Origin of the sequence: Sphingomonas pituitosa NBRC 102491 (assembly GCF_001598435.1) — a bacterium.
GTDB classification, from domain to species: Bacteria; Pseudomonadota; Alphaproteobacteria; order Sphingomonadales; family Sphingomonadaceae; genus Sphingomonas; species Sphingomonas pituitosa.
In genome coordinates this window covers 40,370-62,458 of sequence record NZ_BCYY01000010.1, presented here as the reverse complement: position 1 = coordinate 62,458, position 22,089 = coordinate 40,370, and the positions used below count along the sequence as shown (strand labels likewise).

General features: G+C 63.2%; 23 protein-coding genes. 1 reads left to right on the top strand and 22 read right to left on the bottom strand.

Features of this window, described 5'->3' with window-relative positions:
* Positions 1-11: 11 nt before the first annotated feature.
* Positions 12-281: a hypothetical protein gene (locus SPI01S_RS22250; protein WP_157084638.1), complete on the bottom strand. Its 270-nt coding sequence runs from the start codon at positions 279-281 to the stop codon at positions 12-14.
* Entirely contained in the window at positions 281-970 is a 690-nt protein-coding gene (locus SPI01S_RS10350) for an AAA family ATPase (protein WP_066721870.1), read from the bottom strand. The genes SPI01S_RS22250 and SPI01S_RS10350 overlap by 1 nt, the downstream gene beginning before the upstream one ends.
* 235 nt (positions 971-1,205) lie before the next feature.
* Here SPI01S_RS10350 and SPI01S_RS22835 point away from each other — a divergent pair, with 235 nt between their 5' ends.
* Positions 1,206-1,556 carry a hypothetical protein gene (locus SPI01S_RS22835; protein ID WP_157084637.1) on the top strand — a complete coding sequence of 117 codons (351 nt, stop codon included), beginning with the start codon at positions 1,206-1,208 and terminating at the stop codon, positions 1,554-1,556.
* 328 nt (positions 1,557-1,884) lie between these two features.
* On the opposite strand, the gene SPI01S_RS22240 is transcribed toward SPI01S_RS22835, so the two are convergent.
* From SPI01S_RS22240 to traL, 20 genes are all read right to left on the bottom strand, one after another.
* The gene (locus SPI01S_RS22240) at positions 1,885-2,172 is read right to left on the bottom strand and encodes a hypothetical protein (protein ID WP_157084636.1); all 288 of its coding nucleotides are present in this window, start codon (positions 2,170-2,172) and stop codon (positions 1,885-1,887) included.
* A gap of 792 nt (positions 2,173-2,964) precedes the next feature.
* Positions 2,965-5,739, bottom strand: coding sequence for a conjugal transfer protein TraG N-terminal domain-containing protein (locus SPI01S_RS10340; protein ID WP_066721866.1), 2,775 nt, complete (start codon positions 5,737-5,739; stop codon positions 2,965-2,967).
* A 16-nt stretch (positions 5,740-5,755) separates the two neighbouring features.
* Positions 5,756-7,138 carry a conjugal transfer protein TraH gene (locus tag SPI01S_RS10335; RefSeq protein WP_066721865.1) on the bottom strand — a complete coding sequence of 461 codons (1,383 nt, stop codon included), beginning with the start codon at positions 7,136-7,138 and terminating at the stop codon, positions 5,756-5,758.
* 89 nt (positions 7,139-7,227) lie between these two features.
* Positions 7,228-8,076 (bottom strand): conjugal transfer protein TraF, encoded by an 849-nt coding sequence (locus SPI01S_RS10330; RefSeq protein WP_084253384.1) that lies wholly within the window; start codon positions 8,074-8,076, stop codon positions 7,228-7,230.
* Between the two features lie 16 nt (positions 8,077-8,092).
* Positions 8,093-8,455, bottom strand: coding sequence for a hypothetical protein (locus SPI01S_RS10325; RefSeq protein WP_066721864.1), 363 nt, complete (start codon positions 8,453-8,455; stop codon positions 8,093-8,095).
* A gap of 31 nt (positions 8,456-8,486) precedes the next feature.
* On the bottom strand, positions 8,487-10,265 hold the full coding sequence (locus SPI01S_RS10320; protein WP_066721863.1) for a conjugal transfer protein TraN: 1,779 nt from the start codon (positions 10,263-10,265) through the stop codon (positions 8,487-8,489).
* Positions 10,262-11,026 (bottom strand): type-F conjugative transfer system pilin assembly protein TrbC, encoded by a 765-nt coding sequence (gene trbC, locus SPI01S_RS10315; protein ID WP_066721861.1) that lies wholly within the window; start codon positions 11,024-11,026, stop codon positions 10,262-10,264. Before trbC ends, SPI01S_RS10320 begins: the two co-directional genes overlap by 4 nt.
* Positions 11,027-11,039: 13 nt before the next feature.
* A complete protein-coding gene (traU, locus tag SPI01S_RS10310) occupies positions 11,040-12,059 on the bottom strand; it encodes a conjugal transfer pilus assembly protein TraU (RefSeq protein WP_066721859.1) in 1,020 nt (339 codons plus the stop codon).
* A gap of 91 nt (positions 12,060-12,150) precedes the next feature.
* On the bottom strand, positions 12,151-12,423 hold the full coding sequence (locus SPI01S_RS10305; protein ID WP_066721857.1) for a hypothetical protein: 273 nt from the start codon (positions 12,421-12,423) through the stop codon (positions 12,151-12,153).
* Positions 12,423-13,061, bottom strand: coding sequence for a type-F conjugative transfer system protein TraW (gene traW, locus SPI01S_RS10300; RefSeq protein WP_066721855.1), 639 nt, complete (start codon positions 13,059-13,061; stop codon positions 12,423-12,425). The genes SPI01S_RS10305 and traW overlap by 1 nt, the downstream gene beginning before the upstream one ends.
* Positions 13,058-13,600: a S26 family signal peptidase gene (locus SPI01S_RS10295; protein ID WP_066721853.1), complete on the bottom strand. Its 543-nt coding sequence runs from the start codon at positions 13,598-13,600 to the stop codon at positions 13,058-13,060. Before SPI01S_RS10295 ends, traW begins: the two co-directional genes overlap by 4 nt.
* A complete protein-coding gene (locus SPI01S_RS10290) occupies positions 13,584-14,264 on the bottom strand; it encodes a TrbI F-type domain-containing protein (protein WP_066721851.1) in 681 nt (226 codons plus the stop codon). Before SPI01S_RS10290 ends, SPI01S_RS10295 begins: the two co-directional genes overlap by 17 nt.
* A complete protein-coding gene (locus SPI01S_RS10285; protein WP_066722022.1) occupies positions 14,257-14,637 on the bottom strand; it encodes a hypothetical protein in 381 nt (126 codons plus the stop codon). The genes SPI01S_RS10290 and SPI01S_RS10285 overlap by 8 nt, the downstream gene beginning before the upstream one ends.
* Positions 14,638-14,642: 5 nt before the next feature.
* Positions 14,643-17,219: a type IV secretion system protein TraC gene (traC, locus tag SPI01S_RS10280; RefSeq protein WP_066721849.1), complete on the bottom strand. Its 2,577-nt coding sequence runs from the start codon at positions 17,217-17,219 to the stop codon at positions 14,643-14,645.
* The gene (locus SPI01S_RS10275) at positions 17,216-18,154 is read right to left on the bottom strand and encodes a TraV family lipoprotein (RefSeq protein ID WP_066721847.1); all 939 of its coding nucleotides are present in this window, start codon (positions 18,152-18,154) and stop codon (positions 17,216-17,218) included. The genes traC and SPI01S_RS10275 overlap by 4 nt, the downstream gene beginning before the upstream one ends.
* Complete coding sequence (locus SPI01S_RS10270) at positions 18,151-19,032, bottom strand: DsbC family protein (RefSeq protein WP_066721845.1); 882 nt, start codon at positions 19,030-19,032, stop codon at positions 18,151-18,153. The genes SPI01S_RS10275 and SPI01S_RS10270 overlap by 4 nt, the downstream gene beginning before the upstream one ends.
* The gene (locus tag SPI01S_RS10265) at positions 19,019-20,365 is read right to left on the bottom strand and encodes a TraB/VirB10 family protein (RefSeq protein WP_066721844.1); all 1,347 of its coding nucleotides are present in this window, start codon (positions 20,363-20,365) and stop codon (positions 19,019-19,021) included. The genes SPI01S_RS10270 and SPI01S_RS10265 overlap by 14 nt, the downstream gene beginning before the upstream one ends.
* Before the next feature lie 2 nt (positions 20,366-20,367).
* The gene (locus SPI01S_RS10260; protein WP_066721843.1) at positions 20,368-21,180 is read right to left on the bottom strand and encodes a type-F conjugative transfer system secretin TraK; all 813 of its coding nucleotides are present in this window, start codon (positions 21,178-21,180) and stop codon (positions 20,368-20,370) included.
* Positions 21,177-21,749: a type IV conjugative transfer system protein TraE gene (locus SPI01S_RS10255; protein ID WP_066721842.1), complete on the bottom strand. Its 573-nt coding sequence runs from the start codon at positions 21,747-21,749 to the stop codon at positions 21,177-21,179. The genes SPI01S_RS10260 and SPI01S_RS10255 overlap by 4 nt, the downstream gene beginning before the upstream one ends.
* A gap of 1 nt (position 21,750) precedes the next feature.
* Positions 21,751-22,038, bottom strand: coding sequence for a type IV conjugative transfer system protein TraL (gene traL, locus SPI01S_RS10250; RefSeq protein WP_066721841.1), 288 nt, complete (start codon positions 22,036-22,038; stop codon positions 21,751-21,753).
* Positions 22,039-22,089 lie beyond the last annotated feature (51 nt).

Here is a 22,089-nt window from a genome sequence, read left to right as displayed (position 1 = left end):
GCCAGACTGCCTCACTTACCGGCTTCAAAGCGGTCCATCAGGATCTCCAGAAACGCGCCGTAGGTGTACCGGTCCTTCTTCGCCATGGCTTTGAACCGGTCCAGAACATCCGCCGGAGCGCGAATGTTGATTTGGGACTCGTCGGCACGCTCTCGGCTAGGAAAGCCAGAATGCCTGTCCACAGCCACCTGCGCCTGTTCATGTTCAGGTGCTGGTTGGCGGGGTTTAGGCGCGAAGTCCGACAACGCTCCAAAGTCGAGGGTGCTACGACGGTCAGACATTAGGCGACCTCTCTGGCAGCGTCGGCGTTCTGGCGTAGGGTGCGGATGACCTCCTCAGCGAAATCTCGCGCGTTTCCTACGGCTGCCTCAAGGTTGTTGACCTCTCGCGGATTCAGGGATCGAACACCCCCGCCTACTGCGAAGATCGCGGAAAAGGCATCTCGTTCGTTGATCTCAGTGTTGAAGATCTGAAGGCTTTCATTAGCACGAAATTGTGTCGCAATAAGGCGTGCCGTCCTGGACTTCGCTACCACCTTGGTTTGAGTGAACAATACACTGAACGGGATCGTTCGACGTACTGCTTTCATGTCCCGATATATTTCCTGAGCTACGTCGATTGCGGCGAGCGCATCTTGCTGTTGCTCTTTCATCGGAATGATAACGAGATCGGACTGGCTGATCGCATAGCTGCTTAGACGCGAAGCGGTGCCCTCGAGATCGACGATCACAAAAGGATCTGCCGTCGCTGCAGATTCGATCTCGTCCAGGATCGTCTTCTCAGATTGATTTGTAACCACTGTGAGACGGTCAGGCTTGTTCGGTAGCCGCGACCATGTCGATATTGGGTGGCGCGGGTCGGCATCGATGATGGTGACAGGAGCGCCTTCCGCTAGCTCGCACGCCAGGAGCAGCGCAGCTGTGGTTTTCCCGGACCCGCCTTTAGAGTTCGCGAAGGTGATCGTTGGCATCTCAGGACCCCGAAGGTTTTAGACTACATTTTTCTAGCGTTTGCTAGCAGAGGCTACGCTATGACAGCCTGGCCGTCGATATACAAGGCTAGGGTCGCCTAGGATAGCATAGGGAAGGTTACAATAGCATAGGGAAGGGTAGGATAACATAGGGAAGGGCAGGATAGCATAGGGAAGGGTAGGATAGCATAGGGAGGGGTAGGATAGCATATGGTGCGCTAGGATAGCATATCCAATGCTACCGGCCTATATCTGGAGGTGGCGCCTGCTAGCAAAAGGTAGCAAGGATTTGAGGAGCGTCAAAGAGATCCCGCATTGCCTTCTGGCGGCGCCGATTGAGCCACCTCTGCCGGCGATGCTCGGCTGCATCATGAATCATATGGCACCGTTGGCAAAGCGCGGCCAAGTTCGATGGATCGCTGTTCCATGGCTTATGGTCGAGGTGCGCGCACGCGAGCACCACCTTCGTGTGGAGAACGGCCGCGCTTTCACCTGCCAACGTAATGCGACGACCGAGCCCATCACGCCAAAACCCATCGCCGGCATCGAACCAGCGTCCGTCGCCCAGATGGCGAACGATTTCTAAATGAGGCCTCCTGCAGCGATCGCAACGGCCGCGAGCTCGTTCGAACCTGACGAAGCGCGATATCTCCCGCCAATCGATAGGGTAGAGCCAGCGGTTCTGCGGTGCGATTGGCATCCCGATCCTATGAATCGGAAGCGACGAAAACCCAAGAACTAAGTTCGCTTTCTGTTCCCGGCTGAGCACGGGCAGCGCGAAGAACGCTAGCGCAACGATCGTTGAACGGCATCCGCAGCCAACCGGCGGCAGCGCTCAATTCCCCAACCTTCTTCTGAGGCAGCTACCATCGACCGACGCTTCTCAACGGCTGACGCCACGGAGAGCCAGGTGTTCAATCTGAAGACGGCGAATGGCTGCGATTCAGACGAGCCGGCGTGAGCCCTAATAAATGATCGACCCTATCGGAGAAGCTGGCGAGGTGAACGGCCATTACCTTAGAATACTCCGATGATTCCACACCGGTCTTATCGGAGGAGTATACCTTGACCCAGCACGCTTGGTGCTCGCCGACGACCTGGGCAGATGTCACGAGGTCGTCTAAAGTTTCCAGCGGCGCTGATCTGCCGAATGAAGAAGCGGGTGTAACTTGCAACGACAAGGCTAGCAGCAGGATCGACATACGCGCCTCCTTCCCCGACAAACCGTTAACCGAGAAGGGCGCTCTGTCCAATCACGTCGTCGAGGCTGTGAGCCTCAGCCTTGGGTTCGCATGGTGCTGATGCCGTGGGGGGGCAGGAGCTATCCAGCCAGAGCGCGGGCAGGGAGCGCCACTGCGCAGCGGAAGTTGACAACCTATGGGCGTTCTATCGAGCAATGGTCCGTGCGGGCGAGGTGGACGACCATCAGACGCCCCAGCAAATCACAGCTGCGATGAGAAGGACGGTGAGAGAAAGCCAGATCATAACCTGACTGTAAATATGAAGAACCAACCTCAGCCAAGGTTGGCGACGGCGGAGGAACGCGCACGATATCAGCGAAGTTACAAGAGCAATCACCCCATTTACGTAAATCAAGCTCGTGAAGCCGACGGTTGGCTCAATCAGTGGAGCGAGAGCCAGTGCGCTGACGACGACCCATGAGGCGAATAGGGACAAATCGCTTGCCCGATTCCGAGCGCAAACGTGATTCGAACGTTGGGCCTCCTGTGTTGTCATCAGCGGCATCCTGTGCGAAGACCATGGCGGAGACCCGCCATGCGCATCGATCCTCGACAGCCAATCATTTGGAACTCTGACTCATCACGACATGGCCCGCCGTTTTGGCAAATGGATTCGGCCGGTTGGATGAGAGAGGAAGAGACGCGCTCGAACACTCGCCAGGTAAGCGCTAAAACTTTCCTGCTCATCGCCATCCCGGTCATCTCTGCCCTCCTTCTAATCGGTGTCTTTGGGGCACTCAGCGTCCTGACGCGCTAATCCGGTTTCGGCCTTGGGAGAGGCGCCTCAAGCTTGGCTCGAGAGTCCTGCTTCCGATCGTCTTGCTCGCTGAGGAGGTAATTGGACGCGGACGAGATCGCGTCTTCCTGACCCGACCTGTCAGGGGCGGGTACGGAGACTGGCCTTGCGGATCCTGTGCCACCGCCATGGTACATCTTTGCTACGTCCTCAGCAGTACCCACCCCCGGTATTGCTTGTGCTTTTAGGGCCGGATCGTTGAGGGCGGACTGTATGTCGGCTTCGACCGCTTCGCTCCGGGAGGACATAAACTTCTGGATGACGGCGTTTCGCGCCTGCTCCTGCGCGGGCGAAAGGTTAGTAGCGTATAGGGGCGGTATAACGCCGGTGGCGGCGTTGTTCGCGACTTCTTTGTCGTAGAAGGTCTGCAGCTCGTTGCTAAGGTTCTGGGACATCGCAAAGCCATGACTCTGTGCGTAATTTACATTCTGCTCGAGTGAATGGCCCAGCTCGCGGTAGTGTCTAGCCATTTCCGAATAAGACTTGATGCGGCTCAATGACTCTTCAATAGCCCTGGTGCGCGTGTCGCTTTGGGTGGAGCGAGCGAAACTACCGTTCTCGTAGTACGTGCCATCGTTTACGGACTGGCCGCCGCTAGCCGTAACGTCGGTGCTGATACTAGACGTAGCCGAATGCGATCTATCACGCGAGGCGTACCGGCTCTGGTTTTCAGCTGTGGTGTCCGCTTTCGTGAGGCTACGGTTCCAGCCCAGATCACCAGTCACCCCGGCGTTAATGTCGGCACCAGTGCCGCCGCCTCCGATCCCCAGAGATCCTTTAGCGCCGACCGTACCTCGCACGCCTCCGGAAAATTGGTCCGCATAGTTGGTCGTCTTGCCCACTTCGGCCTGATTGCGGTTTCCAGAGGAGATTCCGTCGCGGTCTTCAACGGAAGCTCTATCAGAGATAGCCCGCTGGGTGCGGAGTTCGTCACTTGCCCCACCTCGAGCCCCAGCACCCGATGTGAAACCACTCGCATTCTCGGTCGACAGTGTGTGTCCGTTTCGCAAGGCATTCAGGTGTGACGTCTCCTCGCGGACAACCTGTTCCGCGCCCTCCGCAATTCGGAAAGATGTTGCTGCCTGCCGCGATTGGGTGGCAGTCGACGCGAGGGTTTCTTGCGGGGCAAAAGGCAGCCTGCTGATGGACGGAGTGGCATCAATCACTCGGTGGCCGTCGGCCGTAGAGGTAAAACCGACCCCCCCTTCGCCCCGATAGGCCTGTGAGAACGCTCCGGTGCTGAAGGTAGGGGCGTCGGACCACTGATTGCTCTGGCGCATGTTCGAGGTCGAATTCGCGTAGCTGACGTTGCCGTAGGCGTAATTGCCCGTGGTCTGCTCGAGGGCAGATGCTTCAGCTGCGTTCTGAGCCGGGGCGAGCATGGACGTCGCCTGCGTCGAGACACTCATGGCACCCTTGGCGAGGGCACCCGCCATGAACGGCACGCTCATCACCAGGAAGCCGGCGATCGTCGCCGTCTCCGCATTAACCGCGCCAATCCCGGCGAAGGTGCTCAGCGTCACGCCGCCGTCTGCCACGCCTTGGGCGGCATACTCGCCCTTGGTCATGCAGATCATGTGGAGGATAACGTAGAGCGGGCCCCAGGACGCCAGATAGAAGAAGCCGGTTGCATAACCGCGGAGAGATCCCACGCCGGTCTGCGGCAGCAGGAACAGCGGGAAGATGACCGGGAACATGGCATAGAACACGACGGTCAACACGATATTGAGGATCGGCACCCAGCTCATCGCTTGGTAGGCGATCGAGTTATAGGTGTTCCGGGCCTGAATGTCCGCGCGGGTGGTAGCGAATGTGTCGATCGCCGCCGAGCCCGATCCACCCGCCATCGCGTCGCGCGCCTGCATGAACGCGTTGATTGCCGTCATCTGCCGCATCGTGCCCGTGTAGTCGGAGCTGGCGCTGGTGAAGGCCGTGTTGGTGATGGGCACGTCCTCCTTAAGCTTCTGGGCTGCGAGGGCGGTGGAGAGGCGAGGGTAGGCTTCCTTCCCCCAAAGGCCGGCGTGCGCCTCGATAAGCGGCTGCCACCGTGCGCTCAGCATCTCATATGCCTGCTGGCAGGTGACGATGGCCGAATCTACGCCGCCGCCGCTGGGATCGCGCTCAAGCCAAGACTGGCCGCGCGCCTCCGAACCCGGGCCGAGATCCGCCCACAGGTCCTTCGAGTTAGCCAGGTCAGTGAGCGATTTGTGATGCAGCATGATGTCGCCGAATACGCACTGTTTGAAGTGCTGCTGCAGGTTGGTCGCGAACTCGGCGTCGCGGATCTGGAAATTGCGCGTCGCATCGAACAGGCGTGCGCCATAGATCATGCCGTTTGTCGCGTAATTGAGCTGGGACGGCATCGTGAACACGGTCTCGGCCGTGCGGGTGAGGTAGTCGCCGACCTGGCTCGTGAAGCTGGCCATCACGCCGAGCCCCAGGGGCACGTTGGCGACCGTTGCCGGCGCGAGAGACGGGTTGATCCGATCGGTCACCTTGATCTGGACGGTAGGCACCATGAGGCAGAGGTAGATGCCGGTGGCGGTTAGGAACCAGTTGAGCCAGGCACGCACATTCATCGAAAAGGCGACGGCCATGAGCGAGTAGATCAGGCCGATCACCATCACGACCTTGATCAGCGACTTATAGCCGCCCCCGCCGGTCCAAGCCGCTACCGCATTGAAGACGTTGACGATGTACTCGCCGCCGCCGATCGTGAACACCTCGAGCATGGCGTGCCTTCCGATCCTATTTGAGGCCCTGGGCGTTGAGGCCGCGCGAGAAGTTGAGCGCGGCGGCCATGCCCGGCGAAAGCGTGTTCTGAAGGGTGGACTCGAGCATTACGGAGCGGTTGATGATCATCTCGGTCATCTGAACCGTATCCTTGATCTTGTACTCGCGCTGCTCGTACTTGCCGCGCGCCTCGCGGAGCTGCTGGCGCCAGGTCTCAGCCGTCGCCTGATCTGCAGGCTGGAAATACACCTGCGCCTGCGTGACCCGATCCAGCATGTTGTCGATCATGGCCGAGAGGAGGCTCACCGCCACTATCTCGGCCAAGGCATCCTCGGAGGACGGATCAAGCCTGGCATGCGCGAAGGCTTGCACGGCGAGGATCTTGTAGAGGGGCAGGGGAGACATGTTGAGGAGCTGGATCTCGGCCGTATCGAGCGCCTGATCCGACCGGATTTTGGTGTTCATGGACGCGATCATGTCTTTCACGCGCTGACGTAGCGCGGACGCCTTCGGAATGGTGAGGTTCTGCTCGGTCGGCTTGAGGCACTTCACGTCCTCGTCGCACTTGAGGATCTTGACCGGAGGGCCGCCGTCGGTGCCATCCAGTAGGGCGGTGACCACCGCGTCCTCGCCGGGACCGAAGTAGCGAATGGAAGGCGTCCCGTCGGTTGCCGCGGTGTTCACGACAACAGTCCCGACCAGCGTCATCAGGTACTCGGAAAACTGCGTGTCGTAGCCGCCAAACTTGTTGGAGCGCTTGATGGCTTCCCAGGTGTAATTCCGCGGCTCGCCGGGGATGTGATCCGCCATTTTTGGATCGTTGTTGCCGGCAAGGATGGAGTCCTGCTCGCCATCCGCGTTGCAGCCCTGGCGCGATCGCGCCCAATCGCTGAACTTGCCCTGAGAGTTAGCGACCGCCGTACAAATCGTGGACCGAGCGCCCTGCATCTTCGGCCAGACCGAGCCAACCAGGCCCTGCGCCGCTTCGCAGGACGAGATGTTCATCTGGTTCATCTGCTGAGCGGCCTGCTGAAACTCGCTCATCACCTTGCCAATCTGCGGCGAGACGCTGTCGATCGCGAGCTTGAAGGCGAAGCCGAGGGCGTTGTTCGCCGTCGCCTTCAGCATGGCGATCATCTCGGAGGCGTTGATGAACGAGAAGGAGCCGGTGAACAGGTCGATGCCGCCGCAGCCGGCACGCGCGCTCGGCAGCTGCAGGTTGAAGGGCGAGACGCTTTTCTGCGGGAATCGCGTCCAGACATTGCCGCCGGTGTAATAGCCGGCGGTCTGCCCCTGATATGCCGACGGGCCGCTGACATTGGCGGCGCCGCCAGCTTCATTGAAGAAGCTGTTCATCTGCCCTGCGACGTCCGCGCGGGCGATACCGATAGGGATCATGCTTGCCGCCGCAAGAACGGCGACGCTCGATGACAGCTTTCGGCCTAAGGCGCGGAGAAGGGGGAAGCGGGGGGGCTGGGGAGGGCGCATCAGTAGTCACTCCCGGGCTTGGTTTGGGTGAGGGTGAAGATCCGGTCCATGATTTCGTCGGCCGTGAGGATGCCGTAGCCGATCGGGACGGTGCGCTTTGTGGCGGTGTCGAACAGGACCAGCGCCGGCGTCACATTGCCGGGAACGCCCATCCGAGCTCGCTGACCGGAGTCGACGACATAGTTTGGGAAGTCCTTGCTCGGTCCACCGTCCATCGAGACCGCCATCACCGCGATGCCGTTGCTGTCGGCGACCGAGCGCAGGATCGGGCCGAACACCTCGCAGGCGCCGCAGGACTGCGCAAAGAAGTAGAACATGCCGTAGCGCTGGCTCAGGTGCTGCAGGGCCTGCGTGCGGTCGGCCTTGCGGTTATCTGTCCACGCGCGCTTGCCGACCGTCGAGACGGGGCGCTGCAGCGTGTAGTCGATGTCGGGGTTCTGCCACAGGGCGCGCTGCCAGGTGTCGGAGAACAGCGAGGCGCGGTCGAGCTGCTCGCGCTGGAAGCGAACATAGGCGATAATGTTCTCTTCCGTGGGATTGAGAACGGCACGTGCCTTCAGCTCGTCCAGCTCCTTGCCGATTGCCGCCAGCTGCTCCGTTGCCGTCTTCTGAGGAGCAGGGGCCGCCTGCTGCTGCTTCGGCTTCTCCACCGTCGGGCGCTCACAGTAGAACCACTGTCCGAGGCGGCGCTCGCGGCAATAGAAGTCGTCGCCCTGCTGGACGTCGCCGGCGTCGCGATCCTGGTCGACCGCCTGAGCCGGCTCTGGCCCGTCTGTCTGAGCGGCAGCGTGCATCGGCGTGCCGAGCCCGATCAGGGCAACGAAAGCGAGGCTCACAAGTTTGCGCATCGAGAGATCCTTCCCCTCAATCAACGATGGTTTCATTGTCGATTTCGCCGTCGAGCTCGTGGGCGGCGATGCCGACCAGCGAGAGCATGACGGCCGCGTCCAGCATCTTCGTGCCGGAATCGAGCATCTGGACAACGCCGTAGAGATGCGGCCGCGCATGGCGGCGGCCGTGGCTGGTTGCGCGGACGAAGCCGCGGGCATGGTTGGCGAGAAAGCCGCGACTGACCATGCCGACGAGCATGTCTCGGAGATCCGCGCCGATGATGTCGCAGCGGAACCAGATGCTCAGCGTGGCGGCGATTTCCTCGGCCGAGCTGGGCTTGCCGGAGCGGTAGACCCGCATGAAGGTCGCCAGCTCGAGCACCGACAGGTCGATCACGCAAGGATGCCGCGGCGTCGCCACGGGCAGGTCATTTGCCGGTGTTAAGGTCATAATAGTCCTGAATTTTCTTCTGGATGTCGGTCATGGTCTGGACTTCATCCGGAAGCTTCACGGCCTCGGTGAACTCGGCATAGACCTCGGAAAAATCCATCTTCGACAGGTCGAGGCGCTGGAACTCCTCGATCGTGAAGCCCTTGCACTGCTCGTTCTTGGGGCTGCCCCACGGCTTGTTGATCTGGGGGCGACCCTGGACCTGCAGGATCCGGCTCAGCTTGCTGCCGAAGCAGCAATAGGCATCGCGCGACGTGATGCAGACGCCAAGGATCTTGGAGGCGCAGTAGGACCCGACCTTGTAGCAAAGGCCCTTGTCGTCCTTCTTATCCAGCTCCTTCTCGGCCGAGCTGCACAGCCAGGGGGTGAGCAGCGGCACGCCCTTGCCGGAACAGCAGTTGGAGGCGCCGAAGATCTGCTTGCTGCAGGTGTCGCGCTCGCCGGTGAAGACGGTCAGCTTGTCCGGATCGAATTCCTTGCCCGCTTGGCCGAGCGCGTTCAGGGCGACGAGCGCGTCCTTGAATTCGGTCGAGGCCTCGCGCTCGATCGGCTCGCAATTGCCGTTCATGCAGTAGACGTCGTTGCCGCAGATGTACTCGCTCTGCCCCGATGCCGGCGCATCGGGCAGCGGGCAGCTGTAGACGCGCTGGTTTACCTGACAGGCACCCGACTGCGGATCATCCAGGCACTCGTTGCGCAGGAACTTGCACTTGGGATCGGCATCGAGCGTGCTGCAGTCGCTGGCCTTGACGATGCGCTGGCACATGAACGGCTTGGACCAGGCCCAGCAGCTCTGGGTGACCGACACGCCCTCGATGACGCGGGTCTCGGGGCCTTCCGTGCAGACCTCGGATCCTTGCGCGGTGCAGTTGGGGTCCCCGTCGAGCGCGCCGCAGGTGGTGGTCCGGTGGACGTCAACCGTCTTCGTGCCCTGCTTGGCATACCAGCTATAGCCCGTCTTGCTCGGGCTGAAGGTCGCCATTTCCGGGAAATCGGCCTTGCAGATGTACTCGCGCGCCGTGAAGTCGCCGCAGAACTTGTTGCGGGCGAAGCCGAACATGTCGTGCGCGGTGCAGCCGCCATAGGAGGCACCCGACGCGCGGCACTGGCCGGAGGCGACGAGCGGATCCACCTGCGATTGCCGGGTGAGGGGGGTGCCATAGGCGTTGCTCGGCACCACCAGGTACTTGAACTCCTCGGTGTTCTTGACCTCGGTCTCAATTCGGCTCGTGCAGCTCTCCTGGCGCTCCTCGGGCTTGGAGCCCTGGTTGCATGTCGCCTCGTAATAGCCCTTCTGGCCTGCACCCGGGGGGAGCGGCTTGCAGGTCCCTTGCGAGCCGCCGAGGCTTTCGCCGCCAAGGTAGCTGTTCGGATCCTGCTCAACGGCGGTCGCGCGCTTGGTCGTGTCGATCAGCTCGTTGTTGGTGAACTGCGCACGCGTGCCTTGCTTGTCGATGACGGTATCGAAGGTTTCATTTGCCTGCGCCGCGATCGCGCCGTCCGTAGTCAGCTGCTCCGGATTGTTGAAATAGCCAGTCTGCGGGAGGTTCGTGCCGGCGTAGCCAGGCACCTGGTTTTCCATCCCGTTCGTGGGCTTGTCCGCGCCGGCACGGGTCGCCTTGCCGAACGAGTTGCCCTCATCGCGCGCCTGCTGCGTGGTCTGCGTGGTCTGCGTGGTCTGCGCGGACTGCTGCGCGACGCCCGCGGCCGAGCCGAGCGCGACCGAGATCAGGAGGGTGAGGGCGAGGCGCTTCACGACCCGGCCTTTGCCATATTGGCCAGCGCGATCTTCGAGACGGCGGCACCTGGTCCACGCGCATCGGAGAAGGTCTCGAGCGCATAGCGAACGGTCACGTTGCCGGTCATCCGGTCATAGGGCGGCAGCTTGTCCTGGCAGGTGAAGCCCGAGCACAGGTCGAAGTCTGAAGAGACCGCGACATAGGCGGGCACGGCCTGCACGTTGAAGGCGCGGAAGAGGCGGGGATCGATGCCGACGTTGGAGAGCTGATCCTCCTTCTTCACGACGTTCCGCATCGCCGCGCTGAACTCCTTCAGCGAGTTGTTGGGGAAGCCTCGGAACACCACGATGCCGCCGGCCTTGGTCGTGTCGGCGATCATGCGGCGAAGCGATTCCGGCGGCATGGAGAGGCTTGCAAAGGCGATGATCTGCGGAGCCTGGCCGCGCGTCGTGGTCGCATTCTGGCTTGCGCCCTTGATGATCTCGTTGAAGTCGAAGGCGCCTTCCGGTCCGCGCGGCAGATCCGTCTTGGCAAGGTTCGTCAGGGTTTGCGGCAGCCTGTCCTGCATCTCGAGTGCTTCGTCTCGGAAGGCATCGCCGCGATTGCGGACATGCTCGGCGAACTTGGCCGCATCCTCCTGCATCGCGGCCGCACGCTTCTGGATGGCGTTCACGTCGAGGTCTTGGACCTGCTGCATCACCGCCGGGGCATTCTGGGCGAGCGCCTGAATGCCAGCACCGGCGGCGAGGGCAGCTGCTACGATCAGGAAGCGGCGCATGTCTGGTGTCTCCTCAAAGCACGCAGCAGTTGCGCTTGCGCCACACGAGGTAACCCATGTCCTCGCCGATGACGGGGAAGGCACGGCCTGTCGTGGCGAGCAGGGTCGAGCCGCCGAGCGGCCCACAGGATCCGGGACCGAAGACGGTCGGGATCGGATTGGTCATCTGGACGCGGTATTGCTGCTTGCGCAGCACCGGCATCAGATACTTGTTGCACAGACCCGCCGAGCCCATCGTCCCCCAGGCCAAGCCCTCGCGGTGCAGCTTGAAGGCGAAGCGGGTGAGGGCGAGGCGTGACGCCTGCACATGGTCGACATGCGCCGGCACGTTGCCGTTCACCGGGTACATCGGGCCCTGACAACCAGCGCACCAGAAGAGCGGATCGAGGGGCAGTCCAACCGTGCCCGCGATGCAATCTGCGGCGCACGCCGCCTGCGCGATCGGGTTCGAGAAGAGGACCGCTTCGGGGTTCAGGATCGTGGTAAGGCTGTCATCCTGCCACAGCGGATCGATCTCGGTGATGTAGGCAATGTCAAAGCTGGTTTGCTCGAAGCAGATGAAGTCGGTGAGAATTTCCATCCAGTAGAGCAACGGGTAGATATACCAGTGGACGTGCCACTTCGACGTGCTCTGCGACTTGCCGCCGATCTGCGATGGACCCTGGACGTAGCCATTGCCGATGTTGAAGTTGGGCGCGATCTTGGCGCCGCCGAGTGAGACGAAGCACCAGGGCTTGGTCGACACATCGGCGAGACGGACAGGCTCCCAGAAGCCAGCGGCGATGCCGATGCGCGGCACAGGCGACCCGCATGCGCAGATCGGTAGGGCGGGGTTGCTGGTGTCGGGGCGCGTGCTCGGCCAGATCGACAGGCCGCCGATCGACAGCGGAAAGAGGCACGACCAGCAGACGTCCGTGATGGGGTTCACGAACCGCCCGCTGCACGTCGTTACCTGCGCGTTGGCACGTGGTGCGATGGTGGCGCCGGCGAAGATCGCAAGGAACACGACCAGGAGGTGGCGGAAGGCCTTCATCGCCGCATATCCGCGACACTGATCAGCACGACTGCGGCTGAGGCGAAGGTGACGATCGCGCACGCGACCTGCCAAGGATCGATATGTGCGATCACAGGCCGTCCTCCGTCACGGTCTCGAGGTAGCGATCGTCGGCGGCCTTCTTTCGACCGAGATAGAAGCAGGTCTTGATCGCCGTCATGGCGAGAAGGGCGCCCACCAAAACGGCTGCGGCGCTGCCCAGAAGCTTGGTCAGCGGAACGATCAGCAGAACCGAGGCTGCGGACGCGACACAAAGCGCCTGCCAGATCCGGCGATCGGCGCGGAGGGCAGGGGTCTCGGGCGCTGCCATGGGCGTGCGAAGCATGTCGAGCCAGAGGGGCATCAGTCGGCTCCCTTGAGGACGATTTCGGAGATCTTCAGGACGCGGCCCGCCTGCTCGACGATTGCCGGCGTGTGGCGAATGCCAAGCCGACCCGTGAGGCGACCCTCCTGGTCGAAGTAGAAGCGCCGCTGGCGATTGGTCATTTCCTCGAGCGGTGCGCCGCTCACGAGGATGATCTTGGCCTTCAGGTCGCTGTAGCGCTCGGTCGCCCAGGCCATCTGCGGCTTGCTGTCGCCGTCGACGAAGACGAGCGCCTGATGCATGGTCACGAAGTCGAGCGGGTTCACCGCCTGCCCCGCGCGAGCGATCATGTTGCCCTTGGTGTCCCGCACGTCGTGATCGACGGAGACGGAGGGGTCATAGTCCCACACACGCGCCTCGGTGGCGCGGGAGATGCCTGCCACTGGAACGGGGCGACGCACCTTCGCCTCCGCACGCTTGGCGAAGACCGCGTTCATGCGGTCGATCTCGCCGGTTGCCTGCAGGTGCTTGAGGCGGCCCTCGATAGTCGCGAGCAGATCCGGCTCGATGATGGGGAAGGTCTGCCCCATTGTGCCATGATCGCTGGCCTGGATCGACGAAGTGAGGCTCACCGAGAGCAGCGCCACGATCGCGACGGACTCGAGGGCGCGCTTCACAGGATCGGCACTCCCGTGCCGATGATCTTGCCCGCGCACGCATAGCCGATCTCGGCATAGCGACTGTCGAAGCCGTCCTTGTGCGGCGTGCCGACATAGTAGCAGCCGGCGGGGATCTTGCCTGTCGGACCAGCGGTCAGCGGCTCGCCGGCCTTGGTCAGCGGCTTCATGTGGGCGACGAGCTTCCCGTTCACGAAGACATCGGCCGCATGATGCGTCACCGTGTCGCCAGGCATGCCGTAGACGATCTTGCCGAACATCTCCGGCTTGTTCCCGAAGTGTCGGACGACGAGGGCATTGGCGGGCGGCTTGAAGAACACGTACTGGCCGCGCTCGGGCATATGGTTCTTGTGGATCCAGAAGGCCCAGACCGGCAGCGAGTCCGTGCGGTTGATCAGGAAGGCATGCTCCTCCCGCCACGCGCTGATGCCCTGGTAGCAGGCGGTGCCGCCGATCATTAGCGCCACGGCCGCCCAGAGGTGCTTGCGAGGCCGCCAGCGCTGAGGCGCCGCTGCAGCTGCTTCAGTAGCCGCCGGCATCGGGGCCTCCGAAGGACTGCATCGCGGCGCCGACAGGTCCGTTCGACGACGCTGCGGCTGCAGGCCCGCCCTGCGGCGCCGCGAAGCCGCTCATGTCGGGTGCGGCAGCTGCGGGCGCGGGCATCTGCGGGGCGAGCTGCTGCTGCGGCGCAGCCTGCTGACCCGTCTGCATCTGCTGGCGCTGGATCGCCGCGCGCAGCTCAGCCTCAGAGGCAGGCTTCGGCCGATTGACGCCAGAGGCGTATACCGCCTTCGCAACGTCGTCGGTGATGTCCGGCACGCCCTTCGACAAGACTGCCTCGCCGACGAGCACGACCTGGCCCTTGGCCCCGCGCCGGCCAAGCTCGGCGTCGAGCGAGGACATGAACTGCTTCATTTCGGTCTGGACGCGCTCGGGCGGGGTGAGCGTGCGCGACTGTGCCGTCACATACTCTCCAACGATACGGGAGAGGTCGGCGCGAACGATGTGCTGTTCGCGCGGCATCATCAGCGTGCGCGTGACCCAGATCCCCCAGATGGCGAGCGCTAGGATCACAAGGCCAAGGAGCAGCTGGGCGGCCGTGTAGCCGGCGAAGACAGTCCGAGCCCGCTTGACCTCAGCCGCGGAGGTCGCGGACGGGGTCGGCGAAGCAGCGGGCTCGGTGCTCTCGATCACATCAGACATGGGTCTGGCCTCCTGCGAGCGAGGATGCGGGGGTACGCGGCGGCAGGATCGCACCGCGGCGGAAGAACATGATCGCCAGCGCAATCAGCATGCCGGCGCCACCGATCATCAGCTTGAAGCTCGCCACGCGACCCGCATCGGCTGCGATGTAGCGCGACGAAAGGTTGGCGAGGTGGTGCATCATGCCGTCGATCGAGAAGTCGCCGATCGCCAGGAAGGCGAGCACGAAGACGCCCATCGTCATGAGGAGTGTGGTGGCGATGAAGCCGGCGAAGTGGAGGAATGCGTACGCGACGAAGCCATAGTCGGGCTTCGGGGGCTGACGCCTGAGGTGCAGATGCACCACCTTGGGTTCCGTCTGTGCAAGCGACATGTCGGTCACTCCGCTGCCATGGCGAGGCCAGTATCGGCGCCGCTCCATTTCTCGGGATTGTCGGGGAAGGCGATCCGCTCGATCGCGGCTTCCATGGTCAGGCCCTGCGCCATCAGCGACTTGATGTCGGCGAAGGTCTGCGGGCTTGAGGAAAAGACGGTCGCCGAATAGGGATCGAGTACGAGCCGACCCGTGGCGAGCATGTCCGGACCCTTGATGAGAATGTCCGAATACTCCCGGCCCTGGCGCTTAAGCGAGCGCAGGAGCGCGTCGGTGTGATCGTCCATTTCGAAGCGATCGTGCTTCTTGAAGTCGGCGATCGTCTCTTCCTTCTGCTGAAGGATTACGAACCAATCGCTGTTCTCGAGCGCGGCTTTGGAGCCGTCTGACTTGTAATAGTCGTTGAGGCTCTGCGTGGCGGTCACCAGCGACGCGCCGTACTTTCGGCACGTGCGGGCATAGGCCTCAATGAAATCGGCCATGGAGCCGCCTTTAAGCATCTGCCAGGCCTCATCGAGGAGCAGCGCCTTGGGTATCGAGCGATCGACCTTGCGCATCATCTGGCTGGCCAGGAACATGATGGCGGTCAGCACCACCGAACGCAGCTCTTCGCGGGAGGAGAGGTCCGACAGCTCGAAGACGGTAAGATCGGCCTTGAGCTGGAACGACACCTCACCTTGGAAGAACCGGCCATAGGTGCCGGCGGCCGAGAAGGGCCGCATTGCGATTCCAAGGTCGCGCGCCAGATCTGTGCCGGCTCCGTTGAGCGCCTCGATCACTTCGTCAATCGAGCCCTGACGGCCGCTGGTTGACCACACATGGTTCACCGCCCCGTCAATGAGGCCGCGTTCGGTGTCGTTGAGCTTGTCGATGTGGCGGGCCATCTGGCTGATGATCGACTTGAGCATCGCCAGGCAGTCGAGGAGGTAATCCTCGTCGTTTTCGGCCTGCACCGGGTCGATCATCGAAAAGGGGTTGATGCAGAACCCCGAGGACATCGTGAACTCGACGAACGCGCCGTTCTGCAGCTTGGCCGAGTGCTCGAACGAGCGCCCGTCATCGATCACGACAACCTTGGAGCCGGCACCGCACAGCGCTGCGCAAAGCTCCTGGAGCGCGACCGACTTGCCCGACCCCGATTTGCCGAAGACAGCCACGTTGTGGTTGCCGGCGCTGTTCTCGAAGGGCGACCAGTAGAAGGGTTGGCCCCGCCTACCGATCAGCATGAGATGCGGGATATGCCCGCCCAGATACTCGCCCTGCATCGGCGCGAGATTGCCGGCGGTCGTGCTGAGCATCGTCCGCATCCGCTTCATGTTGCGCAGGTCGTAAGAGAGACCGTTGCTCATGGTCATCGGCATGGCCGCGAGCAGGCCCTGAACCTGCAGGTAGCGATCGTCGAGCAGATCCCACCCGGCAGACCGGTAGATCGACTTCAACACACGCTCGTTCGCGTCGCCCTTGCCCATGGGGCTGAATGCCGTGACCGAGTAGAATACCTGAAGGAGCCTGCGGCCTTGGCGAAGTTCGTCTCTGACGTGCTGCCACTCGGCAGACTGGTCCTTCAGCTGTGGGAGCAGCCGAGCCGACTTGCTGTCGGCCAGCGAGGTCGTTCGAAGGAACTTTCGCCCTGCGCGCTGCGCCTCGGCCTCGGCATCAGGGAAGTCGATCAGCAGGTTGGTCGAGACGGGGCAGGGGAAGCGCAGCTTGTCGGCGAAGATGTCGCCGATGAGCTTGGCACTATCCCAGGGAGCCCAACGGGGCGGCAGATTGCGGACCGAGAAGCTGCGGACGTCGAATACGTCAGGGTAAATTTCCCCGATCTCCGGCGTGTTATCGACGGTGCGACCAGTGGGGCGAAAGCGCTCGGTGCGGAGGAGCACCCGGTCCGGCTCGATTTTCATCTCGAGGTCCTGACGGACCGCCTGATCGGCGATCGGATCGAAGGGGTTGTAGGCGATCGTATCGTCACCTGGCGCCGTGGTCGGCGAGATGATGTCGTCGATCCACCCGATCAGACCGACAGGATCGATCGCCCTTGCGTGGACGCTGATCGATTCCAGCATCGCGAGAAGCGCATCAAGCGTAGCCGTGATTTCTTCGTTGGTGACGCGGCTCGTCTCGGGCGTGGCATAGGCGATGAGGAGACGATGGTTGCGCAGGTGCATCGGTGAGGACGACGAGAGCGACGACCAAACGCCATTCTGCAGATACTCCGTGCGGTGCTTCGCCATCCGCTCGTAGATGCCGGCGGCGGCGTATCGCGGCATGTACCACTGGGAGAGGCGGCCGCCCACGCGCGGGCTCTGCCAGGAGTGGAACTCTAAAGATCCCGGTGCAGGCACCGCCTCCGAGAGGAACTGCGTCATGATCTCGCCGGTGCGCTCGCTGGCGCCGACCATAGGGGTCGCTTCCACGACGAAGCCGCGCGAGCCGGCGTTGTAGAAGATGTTCGTCTTCGGATCGAAGCTTCGGTAAGGCAGCCAGTTGCAGAAGCGCGGCACCGCGGTCGACGGACGCTCGGACTCCGGCGTCGCGGAATCCCCGAGCATCAGGTTGAGCATGTTGCGCACGAAGCTCATTGGTCGCCTCCGGTCACACCGGGGAAGGAGGGCGCACGGAGGGTCGGCACCGGCACCGAGCCAGCTGCGGCGCGCGTGTCGCTCTCAAGGGTTGCAGCCGCCGAGCGGATAAGCGGGTTCGCGTTCATGGCGCCGATCGCCGCCTTGCCCGCCTCTGTTGCCCGCGCCGGCACGATCGTGCCGTTCGCACGAGCAGGGGAGAGGTTCGCGGAAGAGGTGGGCTTGGGCTGGGCGGACGGGAGGTTGAGCGACACCTTGGGGATTGGATTGGAGCCGGCGTTGGTGGAGCGGACCGCCTCGGAGGGCTTGGCGGGGGAGAGCCGCCGCGCCACGTCTTCCTTGATCGCGCCGATCGGATCCGAAGGAGTCGGCGCCGTTGATGCGCTAGCCCGCGATCGTGCCGCCTCGACCGCAGCAGGATCAGGAATTGCAGCGTCGTCGCCGTCGGCCACGGGCTCTTCTGCGCGCTCGACGGCGGCCAGGAGCGTGCCTGAGCCGGTGGCGGCAGCGACCTCGGCGGGGCTGGTTGCGACCGTGTCCTGGGCGGCAGCGCTCTGCCAGTCACCGCGGTCGACCACGGCATGCACGACCGACCGCTCGTGAAGGCGGCCGATGCCGTCGATATAGGACGGGAAGACGATCCGGAGCACCTTCTCGCCAGTGCGAGCGGGATTGGCCGAGGCAACCGCGCGGATCGTCTGCGCCGCATCCTTGGGAGCGCTGTAGGGGCCAGCTGGGGAGAGCTGGGTGTCGCCCTGGTCTCCTGCGATCATCGACAGCGCCTTGTCGTCGATGATCGACGTCGGGGCGCAGCTGCCACCTTCAGGCGCGCCGCAGGTGAAGCTGCCCTTGATGTTGCCGCTGAGGCCCATGCAGCTGGACAGCGTGGCGGCGCTGGCGAGGAGAAGCGCGGTGCGCGCGAGGTTCGCGTTCACGAGCGACCTCCATCGATCCAGGCCTTCAGGAACTCCTTGGGGCGATAGCCTTCGATGACGGCACCATCGGAGCGGACAATGACGGGCGTGCCGGCGAGGCCGTTGGCACGGGCGTACTTCTCGTTCGCATCCAGCCCCGAGGTGTCGCAGGAGCCGACCGATTGGACCGGCTCGCCGGCATAGGCCTGGTGCAGCGCTTTCTCGCGATTCTTCGCGCAGTAGACCTGGTTGGCCAGCTCGCGGCTGCCGAGCGTCGAAATCGGCCGCTCTACCACCCGGACGTTCATGTCGCGCAGGCTGTTGCTCAGTGCGCGGCAATAGCTGCAGCGGAAGTCGCTGAAGACGGTGACCGTCGTGCCCGAGGGGTTGCCCCAAGCGATGGCCCCGCTCTGGGGCAATCCGCTCAAGTCGAGGTGCTTGATGGCCGGGGGCGGGGTCTTGGCCGAGCGGCTGATGGGCGCATCCTTGTCGCCGTCGCCGCCTGCGTTGGCCGCCTTGGCTGCGCCGCCAACCAGCATGTCCGGGTTCATCTCGAGGAGGCGAACCGCGGTTAGATCCTGCTGGGTCTGCATGTCGTAGACGCGGCCGATGACGAGGAAGCGAGCGCTTTGGTCGACATAGAAGAGCGTCGTGCCGGCGGTCACCTCGCACAGGCCGTTGACCTTCTCGCAGTTCACCTTGGTGATCTGCGTCTTGGGCAGGCGCGCCTTCAGGAGCTCCACCACCTTAACCTGCCGTGCCGAAGCGCCGGAGAGATGTGGAAGGAGGCTCGGCGTCGCCCAGGCTGCGCCGGCGAAGCTGATGACGCCAAGAAGCGCCGTCACACCAACGTTACGCAGTTTCTTGCTGCGAAGATCCTTATTCTCAGTTGCGGACATGGACGCCCTCCAGGAAGACGATTTCGACATCGATACCCGTCGGCATTTCGATGACGGGCTGGTACTGCTCGGCGCGCTCGATGAGGTACTTCGAGACCATGTCGCCGGTCTGCGCGACACCCTGGCCGAGGCCGCCCTGCGCGATGTCCTCGACGCTGAGCTGCTGGCGCTTGCCGTTCACGGTCACGCTCGGTGCCATGAAGGACTGCTGCGCATTGGCGGAAAAGCCGCGGCCGAAACCGCCGACGAGGCCGGCGAGGAAGGCCTGCGATACAAGGGAGCCTTCGCGGCTCACCACGCGGCCCCGAACGCCGGCCTTGCCGCCGAACGCGATAAAGCCCTTCACCTCGCTCACCGCGTAGCGACCACCCGGCTGCGGGCAGGTCATCTTCTGCAGCTTCACATAGACCTTCTCGCTCGACAACTCGCCGCGCGCCGCGCCGTTGATGAGGCAGCCCTGGATCTTTGTCGTGAGGAGCTTGCCGTTGGCGAAGACGCTGCGGGCGGGGCCGGTGACGCGGAGGACCACCGGCATCGGATCGGTCTGGCTGTTCGTGCCGGCGGTTGCGTCGACGCCGACGATCACGCGCGCGGTCGCGAAGGAGTTCGCCGGCAGATAGTTCGGGCTGTCCGTGTAGACGGTGTTGCCCTTCTCAACCTTCTTCGCCGTCCCGGTGTCGGCCGTCGTGAAGGAGACGAGCTTGATCTCGTTGAGGCGGCTCGGCGTCGGTACCGGACCTGCGTCCGCGGCTTGCTTGGGGCCGCCCTTCGCGTCAGGCCGCTGATAGAGCTGCTGACCGGTGGGGCCATACATGGCTGCGGGACCGGCAATCGCCGGGGCAGGGGCAGCCGCACGCTCGTTGAGCTGGCGGCGTAGCTGCTCGTTCTCGGCCTGATAGGCGCTGACCACACGCTGGCCGTCGGCGCTCATGGATTGGTTCTGCGACTTCAGCTGATCCAGCTGCTGCTGCAGCTGGTCGACGCGGGAGTTGGTGCCGTTTGCCGCCTTCAGCTGGTTGTCGACGCTCTGGAAACGATTCTCGGAGAGCGACATCCACTCCTGCTCGGAGAGGTTGCGATTCATCAAATCCTTGGTCGAGACCGTCACCTCGGTCGGCTTGTCCGGATCAGCCTTGGGCTTCCCGTCACCGCCGAAGATCCAGAAGCTGGCGCCGACGAGGCCTACAAGCCCGCCGCCCGCCAGCATCATGCGCTGCTTCTTCTTGATGGCATCATTGCCGCCCAGGTCGCCGGCGACGGGTGAGACGGTGCTGTCGGTCGGCGCTGGATCCAGCGCCTTCCGGTTGCGGGAGAACATGTCGGATAGGCCCATGGTCAGTTCCCAGTGGTGCGAGAGACGAGATACGCCGTCGTCACCTGCCCAGCGGCGAGCTTGGGCTGGACGATCGACACGGCGAGAGCGGTGGAGGGTGCGACGGTCGCTTCGTTGAGGAGCGCCTCGTCCGTTCCCCTGTTCTCGATGCGGAGGACACGGCCCGTCATCTCGTCGCCGCGATACTCGGCGATCATCTGGACCTTGAGGTTGCCGACATAGACAGGGCGCAGCGAGCGCTGGCGCATCTCGTACCCATCGAGAACGCGGTTGGTGTACATGGCCTGGACCAGATCCACCGCGGCGTCCTGCGGGGAGCGCTGTGCCGCCTTGACGCCGGTGCCGCCCTCAGCGGCCTCAGCCTTGGCGATTGCAGGGTTCGAGATGAACACCTGGACCGCATCGGCACCGGAGACCCGGCAGACGAACTTGTAGACGTAACCGCGCTTGCTGGTCGCGAAGAACGAGAGCGCGGGACGGGTGAACCCTTCGGGCACCGACAGATAAATGTCGCCGCGAACCGGCTCGTTGACCACGCTGAAATCGTCGGTCGGATTGCCCGTGTTGATCTTCGAGACGCTCGAGAACTCGTCCTCGACCAGGCTGATGCGGGTGAGGTCCTTCGCCGAGGCGTTGCACGACACCTGCCCGCCATCTGAGGCCTGAACAGTCTGGTCGGCGGCAAGGGCGGGACGCGCGAAGAACAGGAACATCGCCGCAGCGAGGAGCGCGGCGCCGAGCATCCGGCTGAGCATGCACAGGCGCGAGACGAGCGCGGTGCCGAGCACCGCGCTACCGATGGCCAGGTAGTTCATGGAAGTGCCTTTCGCGACTTGGGATCGACGACCATCCCGAAGCCAGCGAGCTTCAACGAGACGCCATTATACTCCCAATCGAATTGGAAGGTGCGGACGTCGTTGGAGATGATCTTCTGCCCCACGATGGTGTGGAGCTGACCAGTGACGGTCGATCGAAGGTTCTTCGGATCGACGGTCATCGACTGTATGGTGAAGAACTGCGCGATGCTGGAGCTGCGCTGTTCATCCACGACCTTGAGAAGGTCGGCCTTGATCTTCCCGTGCGCCTTGGCGCTCGTGATATCGAGGACGGACTGCATCCAGTATTCCAGATTGCTCGGCGAGCGGTCGAGCACCAGGACGGCGGTGTCGCGCGTCACAAGCTCCAGATATTCGCGCGAGATGCCCGCGCTGCTGAGGAGGAGCGGCGATCGCAACACCGGTTGAAGGACGATCTCGCGAGGCCGGGTGGCCGAGACGAGGAGCATAATGCCGATGACACCCGCGAGGGCGAGGACAGCCATGCCGAGCAGATTGCGCTGGCGGAGGATCCGCTGGCTCTGCCCATGCTGATAGGTGAAATCCATGTCAGCCCACCATCACGCGGAGGTAGGAAGGTGGCGTGGCCCGTACGGAGGGAAACCCCCCTGGCAGATGCCAATAGGCCAGATGGATCAGCCAAGACGTCGCTTTCCCAGCTTTCGCCTTCCGCAGCGCCCACCAGCCAGCGAATGCCGCCACAATGCCGATGAGAATATGCTGGGAGAGGATCCCCCAAACAAAGGGGATGATCATCGCGAGGAACTCGTCCAGCGTCCAAAACCCGATCAGCTCAGGATCGTCCAGATGCGAGTGGATCACGTACTTGTCTGCCATCGCGCCACCTTCTCGAAGGGCTCCGGCGAAGCTGCCGACCTCGCCGGAGCA

Excerpts from the sequence above, each read along its gene's own strand:
- SPI01S_RS10260 (WP_066721843.1), bottom strand. The coding sequence starts at position 21,180 with ATGAACTACCTGGCCATCGGTAGCGCGGTGCTCGGCACCGCGCTCGTC.
- traU (WP_066721859.1), bottom strand. The coding sequence starts at position 12,059 with ATGAAGGCCTTCCGCCACCTCCTGGTCGTGTTCCTTGCGATCTTCGCC.
- SPI01S_RS22835 (WP_157084637.1), top strand. The coding sequence starts at position 1,206 with ATGCTACCGGCCTATATCTGGAGGTGGCGCCTGCTAGCAAAAGGTAGC.
- SPI01S_RS10335 (WP_066721865.1), bottom strand. The coding sequence starts at position 7,138 with ATGATCCCTATCGGTATCGCCCGCGCGGACGTCGCAGGGCAGATGAAC.
- SPI01S_RS22240 (WP_157084636.1), bottom strand. The coding sequence starts at position 2,172 with ATGTCGATCCTGCTGCTAGCCTTGTCGTTGCAAGTTACACCCGCTTCT.
- traL (WP_066721841.1), bottom strand. The coding sequence starts at position 22,038 with ATGGCAGACAAGTACGTGATCCACTCGCATCTGGACGATCCTGAGCTG.
- SPI01S_RS10290 (WP_066721851.1), bottom strand. The coding sequence starts at position 14,264 with ATGTCTGATGTGATCGAGAGCACCGAGCCCGCTGCTTCGCCGACCCCG.
- SPI01S_RS10255 (WP_066721842.1), bottom strand. The coding sequence starts at position 21,749 with ATGGATTTCACCTATCAGCATGGGCAGAGCCAGCGGATCCTCCGCCAG.
- SPI01S_RS10330 (WP_084253384.1), bottom strand. The coding sequence starts at position 8,076 with ATGCGCAAACTTGTGAGCCTCGCTTTCGTTGCCCTGATCGGGCTCGGC.
- traC (WP_066721849.1), bottom strand. The coding sequence starts at position 17,219 with ATGAGCTTCGTGCGCAACATGCTCAACCTGATGCTCGGGGATTCCGCG.
- SPI01S_RS10285 (WP_066722022.1), bottom strand. The coding sequence starts at position 14,637 with ATGTCGCTTGCACAGACGGAACCCAAGGTGGTGCATCTGCACCTCAGG.
- SPI01S_RS10295 (WP_066721853.1), bottom strand. The coding sequence starts at position 13,600 with ATGCCGGCGGCTACTGAAGCAGCTGCAGCGGCGCCTCAGCGCTGGCGG.
- trbC (WP_066721861.1), bottom strand. The coding sequence starts at position 11,026 with ATGCGCCGCTTCCTGATCGTAGCAGCTGCCCTCGCCGCCGGTGCTGGC.
- SPI01S_RS10305 (WP_066721857.1), bottom strand. The coding sequence starts at position 12,423 with ATGCCCCTCTGGCTCGACATGCTTCGCACGCCCATGGCAGCGCCCGAG.
- SPI01S_RS10340 (WP_066721866.1), bottom strand. The coding sequence starts at position 5,739 with ATGCTCGAGGTGTTCACGATCGGCGGCGGCGAGTACATCGTCAACGTC.
- SPI01S_RS10265 (WP_066721844.1), bottom strand. The coding sequence starts at position 20,365 with ATGGGCCTATCCGACATGTTCTCCCGCAACCGGAAGGCGCTGGATCCA.
- SPI01S_RS22250 (WP_157084638.1), bottom strand. The coding sequence starts at position 281 with ATGTCTGACCGTCGTAGCACCCTCGACTTTGGAGCGTTGTCGGACTTC.
- SPI01S_RS10350 (WP_066721870.1), bottom strand. The coding sequence starts at position 970 with ATGCCAACGATCACCTTCGCGAACTCTAAAGGCGGGTCCGGGAAAACC.
- SPI01S_RS10270 (WP_066721845.1), bottom strand. The coding sequence starts at position 19,032 with ATGTCCGCAACTGAGAATAAGGATCTTCGCAGCAAGAAACTGCGTAAC.